Annotated in this window: 18 protein-coding genes and 1 other annotated feature (1 of these 19 only partly in view); of the genes, 6 read left to right on the top strand and 12 right to left on the bottom strand. The window is 40.2% G+C overall.

The window, feature by feature from the left end:
- Window positions 1-13, bottom strand: a sequence feature (ribosomal protein L10 leader region) (it extends 114 nt beyond the left edge of the window).
- A gap of 63 nt (window positions 14-76) precedes the next feature.
- Both rplA and rplK read right to left on the bottom strand, forming a co-directional pair.
- The gene (gene rplA / locus P0G38_RS06705; protein WP_005229790.1) at window positions 77-766 is read right to left on the bottom strand and encodes a 50S ribosomal protein L1; all 690 of its coding nucleotides are present in this window, start codon (window positions 764-766) and stop codon (window positions 77-79) included.
- A gap of 100 nt (window positions 767-866) precedes the next feature.
- Window positions 867-1289 (bottom strand): 50S ribosomal protein L11, encoded by a 423-nt coding sequence (gene rplK, locus P0G38_RS06700; protein ID WP_005229787.1) that lies wholly within the window; start codon window positions 1287-1289, stop codon window positions 867-869.
- A gap of 318 nt (window positions 1290-1607) precedes the next feature.
- Between rplK and sdaAB the strand changes: the two genes are divergently transcribed.
- Together sdaAB and sdaAA are read left to right on the top strand one after the other, a co-directional pair.
- Window positions 1608-2273 carry an L-serine ammonia-lyase, iron-sulfur-dependent subunit beta gene (sdaAB, locus tag P0G38_RS06695; protein WP_005229781.1) on the top strand — a complete coding sequence of 222 codons (666 nt, stop codon included), beginning with the start codon at window positions 1608-1610 and terminating at the stop codon, window positions 2271-2273.
- A 14-nt stretch (window positions 2274-2287) separates the two neighbouring features.
- Window positions 2288-3160 carry an L-serine ammonia-lyase, iron-sulfur-dependent, subunit alpha gene (gene sdaAA, locus P0G38_RS06690; RefSeq protein ID WP_081118463.1) on the top strand — a complete coding sequence of 291 codons (873 nt, stop codon included), beginning with the start codon at window positions 2288-2290 and terminating at the stop codon, window positions 3158-3160.
- 152 nt (window positions 3161-3312) lie between these two features.
- On the opposite strand, the gene P0G38_RS06685 is transcribed toward sdaAA, so the two are convergent.
- From P0G38_RS06685 to rpmG, 4 genes are all read right to left on the bottom strand, one after another.
- Window positions 3313-4803 carry a DUF1576 domain-containing protein gene (locus P0G38_RS06685; protein ID WP_015509956.1) on the bottom strand — a complete coding sequence of 497 codons (1491 nt, stop codon included), beginning with the start codon at window positions 4801-4803 and terminating at the stop codon, window positions 3313-3315.
- A 128-nt stretch (window positions 4804-4931) separates the two neighbouring features.
- Window positions 4932-5474, bottom strand: a complete 543-nt coding sequence (gene nusG, locus P0G38_RS06680) for a transcription termination/antitermination protein NusG (RefSeq protein ID WP_005229769.1) — start codon at window positions 5472-5474, stop codon at window positions 4932-4934.
- A gap of 118 nt (window positions 5475-5592) precedes the next feature.
- Window positions 5593-5763 (bottom strand): preprotein translocase subunit SecE, encoded by a 171-nt coding sequence (secE, locus tag P0G38_RS06675; protein WP_005229766.1) that lies wholly within the window; start codon window positions 5761-5763, stop codon window positions 5593-5595.
- A 12-nt stretch (window positions 5764-5775) separates the two neighbouring features.
- A complete protein-coding gene (gene rpmG, locus P0G38_RS06670) occupies window positions 5776-5928 on the bottom strand; it encodes a 50S ribosomal protein L33 (RefSeq protein ID WP_005229764.1) in 153 nt (50 codons plus the stop codon).
- 155 nt (window positions 5929-6083) lie between these two features.
- On the opposite strand from rpmG, the gene cbpA reads away from it, so the two are divergent.
- Entirely contained in the window at window positions 6084-6722 is a 639-nt protein-coding gene (cbpA, locus tag P0G38_RS06665) for a cyclic di-AMP binding protein CbpA (protein WP_005229762.1), read from the top strand.
- An 85-nt stretch (window positions 6723-6807) separates the two neighbouring features.
- On the opposite strand, the gene P0G38_RS06660 is transcribed toward cbpA, so the two are convergent.
- Window positions 6808-7317, bottom strand: a complete 510-nt coding sequence (locus tag P0G38_RS06660) for a QueT transporter family protein (protein WP_005229760.1) — start codon at window positions 7315-7317, stop codon at window positions 6808-6810.
- Window positions 7318-7821: 504 nt separating this feature from the next.
- Here P0G38_RS06660 and P0G38_RS06655 point away from each other — a divergent pair.
- Window positions 7822-8274: a hypothetical protein gene (locus P0G38_RS06655; RefSeq protein ID WP_275854661.1), complete on the top strand. Its 453-nt coding sequence runs from the start codon at window positions 7822-7824 to the stop codon at window positions 8272-8274.
- Between the two features lie 173 nt (window positions 8275-8447).
- On the opposite strand, the gene P0G38_RS06650 is transcribed toward P0G38_RS06655, so the two are convergent.
- Both P0G38_RS06650 and P0G38_RS06645 read right to left on the bottom strand, forming a co-directional pair.
- Complete coding sequence (locus tag P0G38_RS06650) at window positions 8448-8831, bottom strand: sunset domain-containing protein (protein WP_081343849.1); 384 nt, start codon at window positions 8829-8831, stop codon at window positions 8448-8450.
- Window positions 8832-8888: 57 nt separating this feature from the next.
- Window positions 8889-9146 carry a hypothetical protein gene (locus P0G38_RS06645; RefSeq protein ID WP_275854659.1) on the bottom strand — a complete coding sequence of 86 codons (258 nt, stop codon included), beginning with the start codon at window positions 9144-9146 and terminating at the stop codon, window positions 8889-8891.
- A 390-nt stretch (window positions 9147-9536) separates the two neighbouring features.
- Between P0G38_RS06645 and P0G38_RS06640 the strand changes: the two genes are divergently transcribed.
- Window positions 9537-10064 carry an FUSC family protein gene (locus tag P0G38_RS06640; RefSeq protein WP_005229754.1) on the top strand — a complete coding sequence of 176 codons (528 nt, stop codon included), beginning with the start codon at window positions 9537-9539 and terminating at the stop codon, window positions 10062-10064.
- A gap of 60 nt (window positions 10065-10124) precedes the next feature.
- Here P0G38_RS06640 and bsh read toward each other — a convergent pair whose 3' ends face one another.
- Window positions 10125-11099: a choloylglycine hydrolase gene (bsh, locus tag P0G38_RS06635; protein ID WP_151195002.1), complete on the bottom strand. Its 975-nt coding sequence runs from the start codon at window positions 11097-11099 to the stop codon at window positions 10125-10127.
- A gap of 646 nt (window positions 11100-11745) precedes the next feature.
- Between bsh and P0G38_RS06630 the strand changes: the two genes are divergently transcribed.
- Window positions 11746-12717: a diacylglycerol/lipid kinase family protein gene (locus tag P0G38_RS06630; protein ID WP_060792252.1), complete on the top strand. Its 972-nt coding sequence runs from the start codon at window positions 11746-11748 to the stop codon at window positions 12715-12717.
- Between the two features lie 53 nt (window positions 12718-12770).
- Here the strand turns inward: P0G38_RS06630 and P0G38_RS06625 are convergent, their stop codons facing one another.
- On the bottom strand, window positions 12771-13943 hold the full coding sequence (locus tag P0G38_RS06625) for an ABC transporter permease (RefSeq protein WP_010749441.1): 1173 nt from the start codon (window positions 13941-13943) through the stop codon (window positions 12771-12773).
- Window positions 13930-15075, bottom strand: a complete 1146-nt coding sequence (locus tag P0G38_RS06620; protein WP_275854655.1) for an ABC transporter permease — start codon at window positions 15073-15075, stop codon at window positions 13930-13932. Before P0G38_RS06620 ends, P0G38_RS06625 begins: the two co-directional genes overlap by 14 nt.
- Window positions 15076-15084 lie beyond the last annotated feature (9 nt).

Genomic DNA, 15084 nt, shown 5'->3' with positions numbered 1-15084 from the left:
TTAAACTTTTAACCTTGACCACCTTACCATAGATAAGGTAGTCAAGTCAATAAAAGTTTTGAATTTTTGTATTAAATTAGAAAGAAGCTTGTTCTACATGGATCCCAGGACCAAATGTTGTTGTAACTGAGATATTTTTCATGTATTGACCTTTTGCTGCTGAAGGTTTAGCTTTCAACAATGTTTCATGGATTGTTTTGAAGTTTTCGATCAATTTGTCATCTTCAAATGAAACTTTTCCGATTGGTACGTGGATGTTTCCAGCTTTGTCAACACGGTAAGTTACTTTACCAGCTTTTACTTCGTTAACTGCTTTTGTTACGTCCATTGTTACTGTACCAGTTTTAGGGTTAGGCATCAAACCTTTAGGGCCTAATACACGACCTAATTTACCAACAGTAGCCATCATGTCAGGCGTTGCAACAACAACGTCAAAATCGAACCAGCCACCTTGGATTTTTTGAACCATATCGTCGTCACCAACGAAATCAGCACCAGCTGCTTCTGCTTCTTTGGCTTTATCGCCTTTAGCAAAAACTAAAACTGTTTGTGTTTTACCAGTACCGTTTGGTAATACAACCGCGCCACGGATTTGTTGATCCGCTTTTTTAGGGTCTACGTTTAATTTGTAAGCAACTTCAACCGTTGCGTCGAATTTTGCAATATTTGTTTCTTTTGCCAAAGCTACTGCTTCTTCAACTGAATAAGCTTTTGTAGCATCAACTTTTTTCAATGCTTCTTGCATTTTTTTGCTTTTTTTAGCCATTTTGTTTCCTCCTTGATGTGGTTATAACGGTAGAACCTCCCACGTGTCCCATATTTTTCAATATGAAGCCGACTGAGAAGCTACTTCCTTAGGGCTGTAATTATTCTACAGTGATCCCCATGCTTCGTGCAGTTCCTTCAACCATGCGCATTGCTGCTTCAACGTCAGCTGCGTTTAGGTCTTCCATTTTCAATTCAGCGATTTCTTTTACTTGATCGCGTGAAACTTTTGCAACTTTTGTTTTGTTTGGTTCGCCTGAACCTTTTTCAACGTTTGCTGCTTTTTTCAACAATACTGCTGCTGGTGGTGTTTTTGTAACGAAAGTAAATGAACGGTCTTCGTATACAGAGATCACTACTGGAATGATCAAACCTGCTTGATCAGCTGTACGAGCATTGAATTCTTTAGTGAATCCCATGATGTTGATACCCGCTTGACCTAGCGCAGGACCTACCGGCGGAGCTGGTGTTGCTTTACCTGCAGGAATTTGCAATTTAACGATTTTTTCTACTTTTTTTGCCACGAGACATACCTCCTTGAGTCCGTGATGTGGTTAATTGGAGATCCAAATTTCTCCTCCCACTTTGGTGATTCATGTGCACACACAAAAAACGTGTGACGAAAGCACACTGGAATATTATAGCATCTTTAAGGAATAATTCAAGGTTTTTCAGCTGATTTTTTTGAAAAAATACTCACCATCGCTTTTCGTCATTCCTTTGATAAAAAAATAAATAAAAATCCCTTGCTTTTGGTCTGCTTTTTTCATTCTCTCATTTTTTTATGCTACACTACTACTGGAATTCTTCCCTATTCGTTTACTACTATCGAGGTGAAAAAAATGGAACAATTAAAATACCGCAGTGTATTTGATATAATCGGTCCCATCATGGTGGGTCCCAGCAGTTCTCATACAGCCGGTGCGGCTCGGATCGGAAAAATCGTTCGCAGTATTTTTGGTGAACAGCCAGACAGTGTTGATATCCTTTTGTATGAATCGTTTGCCAAAACCTATCGCGGTCATGGAACCGATATTGCGTTAGTTGGCGGTCTTTTAGGCATGGAGCCAGATGATGCTCGCCTAGCAGACTCTTTAAAAATCGCTTATGAGAAAGGGATCGAAGTCCTATTCGTTCCTAAAAAAGAAAAAGCGGAACATCCAAATATGGTCAAGATGATTTTGACAAAAGGTAGCCACAAACTTTCTGTCACTGGTATCTCGATCGGTGGTGGCAATATTCAAATCTCAGAGCTTAACGGCTTCAAAATTTCTCTGACGCTGGGTACGCCAACTTATGTGATCGTTCATCAAGATGTTCCAGGAATGATTGCAAAAGTAACCAATTTACTATCAGAGGCTCAAATCAATATCGGTACGATGACCGTTACGAGAGAAGCTGTTGGTGATAAAGCAATCATGATCATCGAAGTCGATCAGCGCAATGATCAGCTGGCGCAACAAATCAAAGTTTTGCCACACGTTTACAGCGCTGCGTATTTTGATTAAAGGAGATAAGGCACATGTTCTATACAATAGAAGAATTAGTAACAGAGAGTAAAAATTATCCTTCCGTTGCAGAGATGATGATTGCGATCGAAGCAGAAAATACTGGCCGTAGTCGCGAACAGATCCTTGCAATCATGGAAAAGAATTTAGTTGTTATGGAACAATCAGTCGCTGAAGGTGTCTCTGGTGTAAAATCGGTGACGGGATTGACCGGCGGCGATGCGACACGTATGAACGACTACCTTGCTGCCGGTGATTTTTTAAGCGGAGAAACCATTCTACAAGCAGTCCAAAATGCCATTGCAGTCAACGAAGTCAATGCGAAAATGGGCTTGATCTGTGCAACACCGACTGCCGGTAGTGCGGGTGTTGTTTCTGGTGTCTTGATGGCCGTACGTGAACGTTTAGCACTGACTCGAGCGCAACAAGTCGACTTTTTGTTTACAGCCGGTGCCTTTGGTCTGGTGATTGCTAACAATGCCTCGATTTCTGGAGCCGAAGGCGGTTGTCAAGCGGAGATCGGTTCTGCTAGCGCAATGGCAGCAGCAGCTTTGGTTTGTGCAAAAGGTGGCACCCCTCACCAAGCGGCTCAAGCGGTGGCGATCACCCTCAAAAATATGATGGGCTTGATTTGTGACCCTGTCGCGGGCTTAGTCGAAGTCCCCTGCGTGAAGCGCAATGCCCTGGGATCTTCCCAAGCCTTTATCTCTGCCGACATGGCACTGGCAGGAATCGAAAGTGTTATCCCACCTGATGAAGTGGTCTTAGCGATGTATCAAGTCGGTCGCCAAATGCCTAGCATTTTCAAGGAAACGGCTGAAGGCGGTCTAGCCATGACACCGACTGCCCAACGCTTGCAGGCAGAAATCTTAGAAGCCAATCGTTGATTTTTTTAGAAACGAACACGAATAAAAACCAACCAAGAACAACCAATCGTTGCTTGTTCTTGGTTGGTTTTCATTTTCCCATGATTTCCAGCGACGAAAAGACAAGTAATCCACACTTGTTAAACAAGTAACAAACGACATTGGCGGTTTTTCTACTCCCACTCGCCTAACCTATAGTGTTTCTTTTGGGCAACGGGTTTTAATACCTTCACAGGCTCGGAAAATTTAGGTTTCCCTTCTGTTTGATCCAACGTGACCAATGGCTGCTCGCTTTCTTGTGCTTTCAAGTCCATTTGTGGTTTTTCTTCCTGGGTAGCTTGTGCCTGATCGGCTGATTTTTGCCAGAGCTGTTTGCTGAGATCCAATAAGGGAATGATCATCATGGCGACGAGCCCGCCAGAAAAACCATTGTTATACAGATTCAAACCTCCATGTAAGAAATCAATATTCAGTACCATTGAGGCGTGGACAAAACCGACCACCAAGCCGCCTTTCCAGCCATAGGCATTTGTTACTGCACAGAGCATCATCGCAAAAATCGCTGACGTGACTGTAACCGTCTCGTTGATGGTGTATACGCTCAATAGATTGGCGATCGTCACCCCTGCCAATAAAGGCAGCGAGTTAAACACATGAGAGCCACAAGCAGAAAAGCCGATGACACAAAAGATCGCACCGATAACTGGTCCATTTAAAACCGCACCAATACTGACAACGTAAGCCACTAACAAGAATGTCATTAACCCCATATTGATCATCGTATTATAAACGCCAGTATCCCTTAAAATATCGCGCTCGATTTTGCCACTATGCGACCAAATCGCTCGCATATTCAATCGTTTTTTCTTGATCGCCATCAACAAGCCATAGCCGACGAATACCCCTCCTAAAACCAGCATCATAAAAATCAATCGAGGTTGCTGCTCTTGAGATACTAATGTTCTTAGCTCGATCGTCAAGCCAAACATTCGGCAGATGGCAGCGACCAGTGTACATAGCATCCCTGAAGTAAATCCCGCACTGTATAGACTGACGCTTTGAAACAGCGCTTGAAAGTATAAGGCCATAGGAACCATCAAAAAACCGGTGAAGATCCCAATGCCATACCCCATCACTAGACTAAAGTATGGTGGTAAGGAATCATTGAAAGCAAAATAGCTGACGATTGGGGAAACCGATGACCCATAGAGGGCGATCAACAGAAATTTTTTCAATGGTTCGTTCATAAAATACGAATACAGGCGAACGCCTAAAAATATTGGGATAAAATTCAGGAGATTTTTCCCAAAAAAGCCATAGCCAGTCACCATGAAGATCGCAGAGACTGCACCGCCCGTGATCGGTACCCGATAGTGATAGCAAATCGAGATCGCTACAAAGGTCATCAGACTGCTATTTAACAAAGCCGTTCCTACCGAGGTCATGGCAATATAATCGGTGACTAAATGACTTTCCGAAAACAAAATCAACTTGAGCTCTTCGATTGCCACCATTGGATCAAAAAACAACATAGCAAAGAAAAATAGCAGCAAATTGAAAAGAAATAACAAGCTATATCCATTATGTACAGAGATCATCCCTTTACCATGGGGATGAAAATCATTGTGAAACTTTACTCTAAAAAAAGTGACTAGTTTTGACATAGGACCCCTTCCTCTTATAAAGCGCTTACTGATTTTGAGAAAAAAAGTGGGCCAACGAATTGGTCCACTTTATTCTCATTACTGTTATTTTACCGTAAAAGAGTCATTCTTGCTAGTGAATCCAGTAGTTAAATCTTATCTACTTGCTCAAAATCAAGTTCTGTACTCGTTTCACGACCGAACATATCGATGTTCACTTTTAGTTTTTGTTTTTCTTCATCGATTTCTGCTACTTGTCCTTCTAGACCAGAAAACGCACCTTCGATGATTTTGACGGTTTCGCCAATTTCTACTTCCAGTTCAACTGTCCGAGTGCTCATACCGATCGAACGTAAAATTGAATTGATTTCTTCTTGTAATAAAGGCGCTGGCTTGCTTCCTGCACCATGGGAACCAACGAAACCTGTTACCCCAGGAGTATTACGTACAACGTACCAAGATTCATCCGTCATGACCATTTCAACTAATACATAGCCAGGAAATGTTTTATGAACGATTTCTTTGGTTTTGCCGTTTTTTTCTTCTGTTTCTACTTCTTCGGGAACGACGACACGGAAAATATAATCACCCATACCCATGCTTTGTGCACGTGACTCTAGGTTCGCTTTTACTTTGTTTTCATAGCCAGAATACGTATGCAGTACATACCAATTTTTTTCAAAAGATTCCATTTTTTTCGGACTCCCCATCTTTTTGTAAAATAAAAAAACCTCAGCTGCACCGAAGTTTTTCCTCAAAGCGATTATAGCATGATTTGCGATAAATGACTAGCGCTATCAGTAAGAAGTCTTACTTTAGGATCCAATTGAAGACTGTTTGAATCAGTGTGTCCATCACAAAGAACATCAATGCAAAAATAATGGTTGTTTGAATCACCACAAAGGTATCTTTACGTAATTGCTTTTTCGATGGCCAAGAAACGTTTTTCATTTCTTCAACAACATTTTTCAAAAATTTCATTTGATTCCCTCCTTACTTCGTTTCACGATGCAACGTATATTGATTACAATACTTGCAAAATTTGTTGATTTCAAGGCGTTCGCCTTTTTTACCTTCACTGACTGATTTTGAATAGTTGCGGGATCCGCAGACAGAACAAGCCAAAGCAGCTTTTTTTGTTGCCATCTTAGTGTCCTCCCCCTTTTTATAAAGTTTTCCAACACTAAAAATACCATTTATTTAAGAATGTGTCAATTTTTGATTTTCTGTCGTAAAAATATAGTTTCTTCTAATTTTGTGGTATGATAATGGTGTTAAATGGGTATTTGGGAGGGAAAATTATGTTATTAAAAACAATGGTTTACAAAAAACGCGATTTAACAACGGTAAAAGAAACAGCTACTTTAGAAGAAGCGCTGGCAATTTTGGAAGAATCTGGTTATCGTTGTGTGCCTATCCTAGATGAATCAGGCAAGATTTTCAGAGGAAATATTTATAAAATGCACATTTATCGCCACAAAGCAAACGGCGGCGACATGACTTTGCCAGTCACTTATCTACTAAAAAATGCGACCAAATTTATTTATGTCAATTCTTCTTTCTTTAACGTTTTCTTCACGATCAAAGAATTGCCTTATATTGCTGTATTAGATGAAAACAATCAATTTTATGGCATCTTGACACACAGTTCTTTGTTGAACATGTTGTCACAGTCATGGAGTGTTGAGCAAGGAAGCTATGTGTTGACGATCGCATCAACTGGTCAACAAGGCGACTTAGCAGTCATCGCAAAAATAATCGCAAAATACAGCAGTATTGCCAGCTGTATCACACTGGATATCGGTAAAGATGAATTTATCCGTCGTACGATGATCACTTTACCAGCGAACACATCAAAAGAATTATGCGACAAGATCGTTTCTCAACTGGAAGCAAAAAATTTCAAAGTTGTGGAGATCGAAGACCTAAAAGCAGAATAAAACAAAAGATCATTCCTAAGAAAGAAAGGAATGATCTTTTTTCTTGTTTTTTGAGAACCATCAAAGCAAAAAACAAGATTTTTTTTTAAACGCGTTTATCGAAACGAACGGCACGATTGATGATATACATCACAGGTGCAGTGATCGTCATCACGATAAATTCACTCAATGCCGTTGTTGCAAAGGTTGGCCAGAAAGGTAATGCTAAGGTGATGTTTAGCATAATCGCAATCAGGAACATGCTTAATGAAAAAACAATTGTATTAAATGCGAGTCTTAAGAAAACATTTGGAATCTTCTTATGTACCAAGGCAGTTGCTCCTAAGGCTAAAAAGCTTCCGAAACCGCCGAATACGACATCCAAGATCCCCATTCCAAAGAACAAGTTATACACAACGACCCCACCGACGACACCCCACATCAATTTTCTGTTGAAAACGACTAAGTGATTCAACCCTTCAGATATTCTGAATTGAATCGCTCCTGAGGCGACTGGTGCGACCAGAACCGTTACAGCAACATAAAGTGCCATAATGATCCCATTGGCTGCGACGACACGCAAACGTTGATTGGTTAGATTTGTTGATTTTTCCATTTGATCCCTACTTTCTCCGAGTTTTGATTACGCGGGATGGTTGATGAACCGCGGTGCGCTTCGCACAAGTACTTATTATACACATTAATAGCCATATATCAATGTTAAACCAGCCAAATCCTTTTCTAAATCACCTTAAAAGCTTTTTCTAAGTCAAGTTTCTCACCGATTGCCATTCATTCAGTGCTTCTTTATTCTACTTAAACAAGCTAGTCACGACTCATGGGGTAGCTTTTCTTTTTGGCTTCCAGTAAAAGCATACTTTTGGAAAGCAAACTCAATGAGAAATACTCTTGCAAAGCCTACGCTTACTAATAAAAAAGTACCGCTAGTCATGCTGATCTTTCAGATAGAAAACTAAAAAAAGAAGGGAGAGAAGCACTTGTAATCGATGTCGCAAATCACGTGATGGATAATCATATTTTTTTACTTTAACGAGGTACGCAATAAATATGTTACAATATACTCATATAAACAAAAACAAAAGGAATAAAAGGTGTAATAATGAAAAAAATAGCAATAAAATTAACAATTCTCCTTCTGATGGTCATAGCTGTTGGTTGTGGAAATGGTAATGGTAATGAAAATATCACAAAAGAAGACTTACAAAAAAATGACTGGCTTATTGAGATAGATGATGATGATGGTGAGTATGCAGTGATGACAGCCACATTTAGTGAAACGAATCTTACTATTGGTACCGATAATAGCTCGCTACAATCAGAAGAAGATGATGAACTGGAAGAGCTTGGAGTAGCTTTTGATGGGGTAGTCTGGGAAGAATTCGAGTATACCTACAACTATACCCTTGAAGACAATCAGCTAGTGATGCAAGATCCAGAATATGAAACTGAGATGTCCTACTTCTTCCTTGAAAGAGATGGTAAAAATATTATTTTTACGTTTATTGAAGGAATGAACGATGAAGATGGTAGCTTTGTGCTGAAACCTCGCTAAAAAAAGGATCAGCCTATAAAGAGGGCAGCCAGTAAACTACTTTGTGAATCCTCATATCTAGCAAAAAATACTATGGAATAAAAAACTCCTTTCCCGCTGAGGGGAAGGAATTTTTTATAGTGATCGAACCAGTTTCAAATGCCCGATTGTGTACACATTGACTGAGTCCTTCTCTATTTAGCTGGTCGAAAGCCCGCTTTGTAAGCTTCCACCTCTGTCTTGAACATACGAATCGGACTGGTCGTTTTCTTATAATATTGACTGCCCGGCAGGTGATAAATCTTTTGTTTTGACCCTTTGATCAACCCTTTGCCCCGTTTATCTACATATTTTTTTCGTCCATCTCGAAAGCCATTATTCGTCGTTCCAGGTGCTTTCCCACCTTTTTTTACCAGCTTAATCTGAATTGCTTCCAATTGAAAGCCAAAGCCAGAAGTTCCTGAGGACTGCCCGTTTTTTGCCCAGCCCATCCAGCCAAATTGTTGTGCATTGACTCGATAATAGACATCATAATATTTAGCGATCTCACCGGTAAGTTTGATTTGGATCGCTTCCAAACGTTGCCCCTTACCGCTTGTACCAGATAGCGCACCATTTTTTCTAAAAGATTTTTCTCATCCTTGTTTCTGAATGGATGTTTTATATTCAATACTTCCTTTATATTTTTCGTTTGTAATTTTTATTTTGATTGCTTCAAGTCGCTTCCCTTTTCCTGTAGTCCCTGGCGTCTGAGCGTTTGTTTTCCATGATTGCCACCCTTGAGACTGGACATTCGTTTGATAGCTCACGCTCGGTGAAGAAGCAGCGAAAACTGTCACTGGAAAAACAACAAAACCAAGTAAGAAAACAAGTAATACAGAAACTTTTTTCATTTTATCCCATCCTTATTTTTGATTATCTCAATATAATATCTAAAAAACAAACTTTTTATAAACAATAAGTAGTTTTTTATCAAAATAACTTATATAAATGATAACAGGACTGAAAAATCAAAAGAAGGATCACTCATGGAAATGGAAAGGAGCTTTAAACGAGGAATGCGAAAATCAATTCATTTTAAGTTAGGTTTACTTATTGTATTCCTTTCAATACTCAAAGTTGAAAAGTGCATAGGATAAAACTAGCTTTTCGACTACTGGTAGAATTTACCTCTCAACGCACGATGAAAGAATCGTTGTTCATTTTTCTGAAAATCTAAAATATGAGTGCTTGCGATATGGTATAATCTATTTCGTTGAAATTGTTTTGAGAGGATGGCATGATTGAAATTATTTGGATTGACCTTTGGCTTAAGAAATGTAAAAACTGGCATTAGTGTATTTCTATGTATTTTGATTAGTTTTCTTTTGAATCGTGAAACGTATGTTGTATCGACGATCACAGCTGTTTTCACATTACGAGAAGACCATGAAAACACTGTCAAATACGGGAAACATCGGATTGCCGGCAACAGCTTTGGCGCAATCGCTTCCGTGTTTTGTATTGCGATATTTAACTTTTTCGGACATTCGTCCGTTATACAAATCATTGCGATCCCTTTAGTGATCATGTTGATGATCGCTTTATTGGTCAAATTTGATTACTCCGAGGGAACAGTTGGCGCCTGTGCCACACTATTGACGATTTTATTTATGATTCCTCAAACTGAATCATACTTGTATGCCTTTAATCGGATTGTTGACAGCTTCATAGGCATGACGATCGCCATACTGGTGAATCGCTTTTTCCCATTCCCCAATAAACGCACTGCACAAACGAAGGCAACACCGAATCAGAGCGATTCGGTTTGAAACAAAGCAGAAAAAGAACCCCATCTCAAAACGGCATTGAGATGGGGTTTTAAAAATGGATCAGTTACTGAAAAATACTTGTTGGTCTTCAACTAATGGATACGAGATCGGTACATTGCCTTCCAAATCTTCTTTATTCATATCGACTGCAACGATTTGACTATTTTCATACGTACGATAGTAATAGATCCCTTTGTCTGTATTGCAGCAAGAAGTATAAATCGTGTATTCATAGTTTTCATTTCCAATATCACATAGTCCTTTTTGCTGTTCGACAGAACCTAGAATATGGAAAAACTGACTAATGCTTTCGGATTCAGATTCTCCAGAAACGGAATTCAATCGGGTAAATGCCGCTTTGACAAAACGGGACATTGAAGAAAGATCTCCTGGCAGACCTAAGCCCCCCATTCCACGACTGTACTCATCAAAATCCAGCTTGTCAGAAAAATGCGTTTCTGGTGTTTTCGATGATAACACACGGTAGTTATTCAAATTGAATAACTGGTAGTCAAATGGCGGATTATTCGTTAAGACCCCTACCGGATTTTCATGAATATGAAGACCATCACTCATACTCTCAACAACGATGGCACTTTTTTTATCAGCAATCATCCAATGCAATGGCGATAATGGTAGTTCTTCACTAAAATTGATCTTTACCAGATTAACCTTCGTCAACAGGGCTTTTGCCTCTTCCACGGTAGCGCATTGTCCTAGTAACCATGGGATGAATTCAAAAGGCGTGACGTTTTCTTTCCCTTCTTGAAACTCATTGTATACAGCATTTTCTGGAAAATTCAAACCAGCGATACCTAAGCCTTTTTCGTTGACCGCATCATAATAGAGTGGGTATTGAGCGACTCCAGCAGCAATCCCGATCATCGCATAATGGTGATCTATTTCACTTACTTTGCGAAATTTCAATTGGTAATTTCTCGGAGTAATGGTCACCACTTCTTTATAAGAAACATCGTAATCAAAATTTCTGCCAAAATAATGATCCTTCGTTACATACGTTAGCGCAGTACACATCCTAATTCCTCCTAAAATAAGTTTTTTACACCTTTAATTTACTCCTATCGCATTTTTTTAACAAGTAAAACGGAAGAAATATTAATAAAAAGATAATTAGACATTTTATAATTATTTTAATATGAACTAAAATTCAAAAAAAAATTTCAGCTTAAATGCCTGCCTTCTCACAGCTTGCTCACTTCGGGAACACTTGGACGACAGCTTCCGAGTTTGGTGCGAAAAGAGGAAGTTGCTATTATTTTTACCTTTCCTTTAGAAAGTTTAAAATTCTCTAAAATGCACAAAGTAAACATTGTAAGCGATTGCTAAAATAGGAAAACCTGCTATACTGTAAGTGTAAGGAGCAAGGATTCCCAGTAAAGCAGACGAAGCAGGTTCTGCAAGAAAAGAATTGTTGTCAACTTAGAATAAAAGACAAAGGATGTGGGAATTTGAGTTACTCCTTACTAATTGAATAGGATTCGGCGATGGGCATCGTTACCTGAGGATCAAAGTGGACATAAGAACCTTTGAGAACCTAGAAAGCACAATCGTCGAATCTATTTTTTTGCTCTTTTTTTCAGGCATCGTCCCCCCTCCTTCTGTCGAAACATGCTATAATTAATCGCATTGAACGAAAAAACGATATGGAGCTATTCATAAAATGAACTATTATTATCACTTCCTCGTGAACCCTGTCTCAGGCAGTGGACGAGGAAAAAAAGCGGTGGAACGTGTGCAAAAAATCGTAAAAAAACATCGTTTCCCCCATCAAGTCTATTTAACAAAGTCTCCAGGTGATGAACGAACGATTACACGAAAACTCTTAAAAGAGCGCCTCATTCCTTGGGATGAGGTCTATTTAGAAAACGGCGAGATGCTTTATCCATTATTGGTGGTTATCGGCGGTGATGGAACGTTGCACCAAGTAGTATCAGAGTTACAACTTGAACAACAACAAATCCCCGTTGCCTATATCCCTGCTGGTTCAGGAAATGATTTTGCTCGGAGTATCGAGTTGCCGCGGGAACCAGAAAAAGCATTTTGGAAAATTGCTGGTACTACTAAGCCTCAAGAATTGACCATTATCCGTTATGAGGAGCAGATCCAAGAAGAAAATGGCATTGCTCTTAATAATGTCGGAATTGGTCTTGATGCGGCAATCGTCTATACCACCAATCACTCTGTGGCAAAAAGCAATCTAAATAAGTTTAATCTTGGCTCCTTTTCCTATATCGCTGCGATTATTCGGGTTTTGTTTCGCCAAAAAGGTTTCCCGATCTTAGTTGAGTGCAATGGGCAGCAGTTCAGTTACAAAAAAGCTTTTTTATGTACCACGACCAATCATCCTTACTTTGGCGGCGGTGTGGCGATTGCTCCAACCGCTTCAGTCAAAGAGAAAAAGTTTGATTTCGTTCTTGTCGAACGTGTGTCGCTTTTTAAGATTTTTTGGCTGATCGGCTTACTGATGCGAAAGAAACACATGAATTCACGTTACTTTCACCATCTTTCCACTTCGAAGCTGAGAATCATCTCCCCCGTTCCTCAACATGGACAAGAAGATGGCGAGGAAATGGGGCAACGCCCCTTTGATATTACCTTTACCACGGCTTCACAATTATTTTGGTGCCCATAAAAAAACGATACAAATCGCTGCTGATTTGTATCGTTTTTCTATCCGTTCGATCATTAATTTTTCGCCGAATGGTATTGCCAACGACGGCTTCCTTCTCTTCCCAAAATAAATTGGAGCATTGAAAATACGGCAGCAAAAGCAACTAGTACGAAGCCATTGAACCAAAAAGATTCTGTGAACGCTTGATTATAAGTGAGGGTTTCACTGATCAATGTATTGTTTTGTACAAACCAATAGGTTGGCGTAAACGCTGCAATTTTATTGACGATATCTGGCAGGAAATTCGCGGATACAAAGACACCACCGACAAAACAACTTCCTGTTATGAAGATATTGCTGATCCCACCGATTGCTTCTGAGTTTTTCACCAGGGAAGTGACACAAGCTGAAAAGCTGATAACTGGCAATAAAAACAAGAACGTATTCAAAATGTGGTACCAGGCTGCTGTATCCCAAGACGTGCGAATCACTAATAACACCATCAGTAGTAGAAAGCCGAAGGTCAAGAGTAGCGAGTAGCTGATCAAACTTAGAAGGATTTTCCGCTGCAATACACGCTTCGGAAGTGGTGCACTCTGGTTTCGCTTGCTGATTTCTTTGCGATTGAATGCCAAGTTGATCACACCAAACCCGCTAAATACCGAGAGAAAGAGCCCATAAGACAATAAGTTAAAGGTCATGCCAGTCAACAGTTTTTTCATTCGCTGCCCATACTCTGCACTCAGCTTCACATCCCCTGTGACCGCTAGTGCAGATTGCGCTTGTTCTATCGCCGCTGCGACGGTTTTGCCTTCCTCCTGAAACAAAAGGACTGTTTGTAAAAAAGTGTTCACTTGCTGAGTGACGACTGTTTTAGAAAAGGCATCGGGTCGACTTTGAATCTCGATCGTCGGCATCTTGCCTGCCTCAACTTGATAAGTGAAATCTGCTGGCACATGCAAGACAATGTTTACACGATTAAAATAAAGCGCATCATCAATTTCTTTTTGCGAGGTGCCATCCAACGTGACCAAGGTTTGCTTTTCTTTTAAATAGGCTCGGAGACCATCCACGACAGGCGACTCCTCCTCACTGATCAAAGCAATTTTTGCCTCTTGCAAAGAGGTGTTTTCGACATCGATGCTTTGTGCATAAAAGAATGTGACAACAACAGTGATCAATACCCCAATCAGTAAGTTCGACTTATTTGCTTTAAGCAAAGTCCAAATCGTTTTATAAAGCGTCATAGCGCACCCCTCTTTCGATCCAAGCATTCCCGATGGCAAATAGGACGATAAAGCCAGTCAGCCATAGAAGATTGGTATAAAAGCTAGTCAAATCTGTATAGTAGTACAATTGATACAGGCTTTCACTGATCAAATTGACGAGATTCACTTGCCCCAACAGTGGCACATGCAGATCAAGCCAATACTTGATTTGTTCCGAGCCCATCATCCCGGCAAAAAAGCTCATTGCCATCGTCACGGAGACCAAAATTCCGTCCTTTTGCACCAAATTCATTTTTGGTGTCAGATTCCCAATCAATGTCCCTAGCAAAATCGCACACAATGATCCTAATGCGGCAACCAGCAGTAACCACTGCCAACGTTCGCCGAAGTCTACTTGATAGACAAAACGAAAGACGGCTAAGATAAGATAGATTTCGACTAACACAATCGTAAAACTTGCCGCTAAATTCGCACTTGAAACCAATGTCCGTTTCCTTGGTATCAAGGAAAGCCGAATACCATTCGCGGATTGATTGGCTTGCTGATCCTGGACATTGCGGACACCCCACATCGTCCCGTAGAGGATCGCCATCCCGATCAACGTAAAGAAATAGAAACTTTTGAAACTCATGTCACGATCAGCATTCACTTCTTGAAAAGTCGCTTCCTGCTCAAAAGCCGATAGAATTGGTGCCAGATCAAGGTTCTCAAGTTCTGCCGCTTTACTAGCGATGATCGCTGTGCGTTGTAAAAATTGATCCATTACGTTTTTCATCAACGACTGGCTCATGCCCGCTTGGCCCACATGCAGAGAAATGGTTTCATCATCAATCAGATAATACCCAGCTAAATCACCAGCAGTCAGCTTTTCAGCTGCCTCTGCCTCTTGTAATTCCTCGAGTTCAAATAATGGTTTTTCATTGATTTTTACTTGTTCAAGGACGGTGGAAAAATTTTCCGAAAGCGCTGTTTGATCTCCAGTCTTTACGATCCCCGTTGTGATCGTTTCAAGATTGCCCGCTTGATCGATCTCCCCGAAGGCAGCCATAAACATTAGACCTAAGAGGATAGGAAACGCCAACGTCCAAAACAGCATGGATTTATTTCGCAGCAGCACTTTTGTACGGTATTTATAAAAATGCCAAAACATTGTGATTCC

The organism is Enterococcus casseliflavus (genome assembly GCF_029215545.1).
Lineage (GTDB): Bacteria > Bacillota > Bacilli > Lactobacillales > Enterococcaceae > Enterococcus_D > Enterococcus_D casseliflavus.
The sequence above is the reverse complement of the archived record's forward strand: the minus strand, read 5'-3'. Positions and strand labels throughout refer to the sequence as shown.